This window comes from Streptomyces sp. NPDC057474 (assembly GCF_042802555.1).
GTDB lineage: Bacteria > Actinomycetota > Actinomycetes > Streptomycetales > Streptomycetaceae > Streptomyces.
In genome coordinates, this window is the sequence record NZ_JBHVDX010000428.1 from 1 (window position 1) to 3,823 (window position 3,823).

General features: G+C 72.4%; 1 protein-coding gene. It reads left to right on the forward strand.

Annotated elements, in window-relative coordinates; genetic code table 11:
* Positions 1-3,823 (forward strand): SDR family NAD(P)-dependent oxidoreductase (locus tag ACFU53_RS47195; RefSeq protein WP_384006590.1); only part of this gene is annotated, 3,823 nt, incomplete at both ends.

The following is a 3,823-nucleotide window of genomic DNA, read 5'->3' on the forward strand; positions in this document are numbered from 1 at the left end:
TCGAACGTGACCGGACGCCTCGCCGTCGATGGTGACCTGACGTCGGCCGAGTACTGGGTGCGGCATGTCCGTGAGGCGGTCCGGTTCGCCGACGGTGTGAGCGCCCTGAACGCCGAGGGTGTGACCCGTTTCCTGGAGATCGGCCCCGACGGCACCCTCACCGCCCTCGCCCAGAACTGCCTGGCAGACGGGCTGTTCGTCCCGCTGCTCCGCAAGGACGACACGGAGAGCCGGACCCTGGTGACGGCCCTCGCGCGCCTGCATCTGGGTGGTGCGGCCGTGGACTGGTCCGCCTTCTTCCCCGGGGCCCGCCCGGTCGAACTGCCCACCTACGCCTTCCGGCGCGACCGTTACTGGTTGGAGCGCTCCTACGCGGAGGACGGCTCGGCCGTCGCCGTCTCCGGGCCGTACCACCGTGCCGTCTGGCGCCCTGTCGTCGGCCTGCCCGAGGCGGCCCGACTGTCCGGGCGCTGGCTCGTCCTGCGTCCCCTCTCCCTGCACGGCGACGACGGATGGGACGGCGCGCTGACGGCCGCCCTGCTCGACGCGGGCGTCGAACTGGTCACGGTCGACCACCACCATCGCGACGCCCGTGCCGAGTTCGCCCGGCGCATCGTCGCCACGGCCGGCGACGCCCCGTTCGCCGGCGTCATCTCCCTGCTCGCGCTGAGTGGGGGAGAGGGCAAGGACGTGCCCGACGTCGTTGCCTCCACCGCCGTGCTCGTACAGGCCCTCGGTGACGCCGGTGTCACAGCCCCCCTCTGGACGCTCACCCGTGGAGCCGTCACCGCCACGGCGGGCGATTCGGCGCCGGACCCGGACCAGGCCGCCGTCTGGGGCCTCGGCCGGGTCGCCGCTCTGGAGCACCCCGACCGCTGGGGCGGCCTGATCGACCTGCCGCACACGCTTGACCGGCGGTCCGCCACCCGCCTCGTCAGCCTGCTCGCCGACGGCGCGGCGGGCGGTCCGCGCGAGGACCAGGCCGCCGTCCGTGCCGGCGGACTCCTCGGCCGCCGCCTCGTTCCCGCACCGCCGCAACCCCAGGCGGCCTGGCGGCCCGCCGGAACGGTCCTGGTGACCGGCGGCACCGGTGCTCTCGGTGCCCGGGTGGCCCGCTGGGCGGCCCGGCACGGGGCCGGCCACCTGCTCCTGGTGAGCCGCGCCGGCGCCCAGGCCCCCGGCGCCGACGCCCTGCACACCGAACTCCGCGACCTCGGTGCCCAAGTCACCTTCGCGGCACTCGACCTGACCGACAGTGAGGCGCTGCGAGCACTGCTCGACGCCCACCCGGTGGACGCCGTCGTCCACACGGCCGGAGTACTGCAGGACGGGGTCCTCGACGGGCTCACCCCGCGTGCGCTGCGTACCGTCTTCGCGGCGAAGGCGGCCGGGGCACGGAACCTGGACGAGCTGACCCGGGACCGTGACCTCTCCGCCTTCGTCCTGTTCTCCTCCTTCGCCGGCACCGTCGGCTCCGCCGGACAGGCCAACTACGCCGCCGCCAACGCCCTCCTGGACGCTCTCGCCGAACGGCGCCGGGGCGAGGGTCTGCCCGCCACGTCGATCGCGTGGGGCCCGTGGGCGGGCGGCGGCATGGCAGCCGACGCCGACGCCGAGACCCGCCAGCAACGCGGCGGCGTCGGCCTCCTAGACCCCGATCGGGCGCTCGACGCTCTGGAGGCCTGCGCCACGGACGGTCCGGCCGCGGTCCTTGTCGCCGACATCGACTGGGAGCGCTTCGGTCCCGCCTTCACCGCCGTCCGCCCCAGCCCGCTGCTCGCCGAGGTCTACCACGCTCCGGCAGCTCCCGAGTCCGCCGCCACGGCCACTACCGGACTGCGGGCCCGGCTGGCCGGCCTCACCCCCGAGGCCCGACGGCGCGAACTGCTCACCGAGGTCCGCGCCCGGGCCGCCGCGGCACTCGGCTACGCCGGTCCCGGACAGGTGGGTGCTGAGCGGGCGTTCCGTGATCTGGGTGTGGATTCGTTGATCGCGGTGGAGTTGCGCAACGTCCTGGCGGTTGTTGTGGGTGTGGCTCTTCCTGCGACGGTGGTGTTCGATCATCCGACTCCGCGGGCGCTGGCCGAGTTCCTGTACGGGGAGTTGTTCGGTGCGGACGGTGCCGCTGCGGTGGTGTCGGATGTGGCGGCGGCTGTGTCGGTGGTGGACGAGCCGGTGGCGATCGTCGGTATGGCGTGCCGTTTCCCCGGTGGTGTGGAGTCCCCGGAGGATCTGTGGGCGATGTTGGCCGACGGCCGGGACGGCATCGGTGACTTCCCCACCGACCGTGGCTGGAACCTGGACCTCCTCTTCGCCCCGGATCCCGACAATCCCTACGCCAGCCACACCGCGCGAGGCGGCTTCCTCGACGGTGTCGGTGGTTTTGACGCGGAGTTCTTCGGGGTGTCGCCACGTGAGGCGTTGGCGATGGATCCGCAGCAGCGGTTGCTGTTGGAGGCGTCGTGGCAGGCCGTGGAGCGGGCGGGTGTTGATCCTGGGTCGTTGCGGGGTTCGCGGGTCGGTGTGTTCGCGGGGACGAACGGTCAGGACTATCCGGCGTTGCTGAGTGTGTCGGAGGGCGACTTCGGCGGTTACGTGGGCACGGGGAACGCGGCGAGTGTGGCCTCGGGCCGGGTGTCGTACGCGCTGGGCCTGGAGGGTCCGGCGGTGACGGTCGACACCGCCTGTTCCTCCTCGCTGGTCGCCCTGCATCTGGCGGTGCAGTCGCTTCGGTCGGGGGAGTGCGACCTGGCGCTGGCCGGTGGTGTGACGGTGATGTCGACGCCGGGTGCGTTCGTGGAGTTCAGTCGTCAGGGGGGTCTGGCGGGTGACGGTCGGTGCAAGGCGTTCGGTGAGGGTGCGGACGGTACGGGGTGGGGTGAGGGTGCGGGTGTTTTGTTGGTGGAGCGGTTGTCGGACGCGCGCCGTAATGGTCATCGGGTTCTTGCGGTGGTGCGTGGTTCGGCGGTCAATCAGGATGGTGCGTCCAACGGGCTGACGGCGCCGAATGGTCCGGCTCAGCAGCGGGTGATTCGTGCGGCGTTGGCGGGGGCGGGTGTGTCGGCGTCCGAGGTGGACGTGGTGGAGGCGCACGGTACGGGGACCAGGCTGGGTGATCCGATCGAGGCGCAGGCGTTGCTGGCCACGTACGGGCAGGGGCGTGAGGTTGACCGGCCGTTGTGGCTGGGGTCGGTGAAGTCGAATCTGGGTCACACGCAGGCGGCTGCGGGTGTGGCCGGTGTGATCAAGATGGTTGAGGCGTTGCGGCACGGTGTGCTGCCGGCGACGTTGCATGCGGATGAGCCGTCGTCGCAAGTGGACTGGTCGTCGGGTGGGGTGGCGCTGCTGACCGGGCGGCGGCCGTGGCCTGAGGTGGGGCGAGCGCGTCGTGCGGGTGTGTCGTCGTTCGGTCTGAGCGGTACCAACGCCCACATCATCCTGGAAGAAGCACCTGCTGAGAGCGTCGAGCCGACGGAGCCTGCCGGGCTGCCGGTGATCCCGTGGGTTCTGTCCGGTCGAGGTGCCGACGCCCTGCGTTCCCAGGCCGCCCGCCTGCTGGACGTTGTCAGGTCCGCGCCCGAGGTCGATGCCATGGAGATCGCCTCGGCGCTCGCCACCACACGCACCGCGTTCGAGCACCGGGCCGTCGTCCGGGGCCGTGACCGTGCCGAACTCGTCGCCGCGCTGGCCGCGTTGGCGGACGGCGAGCCGACCCCTCATGTCGTGAGCGGTACCGCGGGTGAGGGCCGGATGGCGTTCCTGTTCTCGGGGCAGGGTGCGCAGCGGGTGGGGATGGGCCGGGAGTTGTATGAGGCGTTCCCGG